The sequence below is a fragment of the Mesorhizobium sp. M7A.F.Ca.MR.148.00.0.0 genome (assembly GCF_003997735.1).
In the GTDB taxonomy this organism is placed as follows: Bacteria; Pseudomonadota; Alphaproteobacteria; order Rhizobiales; family Rhizobiaceae; genus Mesorhizobium.
Genome location: NZ_RZTB01000019.1, coordinates 3107 through 4644, shown reverse-complemented (window position 1 = coordinate 4644; position 1538 = coordinate 3107). Strand labels below are relative to the sequence as shown.

The window sequence follows — 1538 nt, the reverse complement described above, 5'->3', positions numbered from 1 at the left end:
GATGGCGAGGACCGGTCGGCGCAAGCAGCCAGCAAGGGCAAAAGGCAAAAGGAGGCAGGCACGGCCGCGGAAGACAACTACCGCGGCGATGTTTTTAGAAAGCTCGGCAGCGTCAATCGCACCCTCCCGCCTTCCCTACAGCTGGCGGCACGCAACAATGCGGTTGTCACATTCGTCATAGGCAGGAAGGGCAACATAAACGAGTTGCGCATTTTGGAAACCTCAGGATCGGCGGCTTTCGATCAGGCAGCGCTTGGCATTGTCCGCAAGGCAGCCCCCTTCCCTCCGATTCCACCACAGGCAGCAAGCGCAAATTTGGAGTTCGAGACCGAAATCGGCCCATTTTGAATGTGCGCAGAACAAACGCTGCAGCCGCCAATCATCAACATCCGCACGAAAGGAACCGCCATGTACATCGCAATGAACCGCTTCAAGGTGCAGACCGGCTCGGAGAACGACTTCGAAGCCGTCTGGAAGAACCGCGATTCCAGCCTTGCTGAGATGAAGGGGTTTAGGGAGTTCCATCTGCTGCGTGGCCCGGTCAACGAGACCGAAGGCTACACGCTTTTCGCGTCGCACACGGTGTGGGCCAGCCACGATGATTTTATCGCCTGGACCAAGTCCGAGAATTTCCGCGCCGCCCACAGGAATGTCGGCACGACAAAGGTCCATTATCTCGGCCACCCCCAGTTCGAGGGTTTTTCGGTCGTCGAAGGCGCGTAATGCATGTCGGCCAAAAGTGGTCCCGGTTTTGGGACAACGACATGCATAAAACAAAAGTTGACCGGGGTCAGGCCCCGGCCAGCAAGCTCGCATTGCCGCCCGCAGCGGTGGTGTCGACGCAGACCGCGCGCTCATGCGCATAAGCCGCCGGGTTGAGCACCTCGGTGACCAGCGGCACGATCGGGCCGGAGCGGTCGGCGATGACCTTGCGCACGATGCGCGCGGCTTCGGACGTGCCCGAAAAAGCGACGACGTCGACGCGTAGCGCGCGCGCCTCGACCGGATCCGGCCGGCCGTCGATGGCGGCCAGCGGCAGGCCCTTGCCGGTCAACGCGGAAAGGGCTGCCGGTGCACCCGGCGCAACGGCCAGCACGGCATTGCCGGCGGCGAGCGCCTGGATCGTCTGCGCCAGCAGCGTATCGCCGTCAGGACCAAGGCACAGCACCCGTCCGCGTGACGACAGCGACAGCGTGTTGGCCTCGCCGGTCGGCCCAGGCAGGTCGACCTGGCCGAAATCGATGCCGGCGGCCGCACCAATGGCCGCAGCACCCTTGCCGCGCAGATGCTTCCTCAGAATGGCGATCCGGTCGGGCCGCGTCGACCAGCCGCCAAGTGCGGGATCGGGCAGATTGTCGGCAAGTTCGGTCGCCGTCACCTTATGGCCATCCTGCAAATCGGTGCCAGCCTCGGGCCCCTTGCGGAAGCGGCGGAGGTAGTGCGGGCCGCCGGCCTTCGGTCCGGTGCCTGAAAGCCCCTCGCCGCCAAACGGCTGCGAACCGACGACGGCGCCGATCTGGTTGCGGTTGACATAGATG

Annotated in this window: 2 protein-coding genes and 1 pseudogene; 2 read left to right on the top strand and 1 reads right to left on the bottom strand. The window is 63.7% G+C overall.

Annotated features, from left to right (window positions below):
* The coding region (locus EOB49_RS37520; protein ID WP_245472613.1) for a TonB family protein at nt 1-348 on the top strand (348 nt) is incomplete at its 5' end.
* Between the two features lie 60 nt (nt 349-408).
* Nucleotides 409-723, top strand: a complete 315-nt coding sequence (locus EOB49_RS09915; RefSeq protein ID WP_027039045.1) for an antibiotic biosynthesis monooxygenase — start codon at nt 409-411, stop codon at nt 721-723.
* A gap of 67 nt (nt 724-790) precedes the next feature.
* On the opposite strand, the pseudogene EOB49_RS37515 reads toward EOB49_RS09915, so the two are convergent.
* Nucleotides 791-1538, bottom strand: a pseudogene (locus EOB49_RS37515) (bifunctional proline dehydrogenase/L-glutamate gamma-semialdehyde dehydrogenase); the annotation flags it as partial.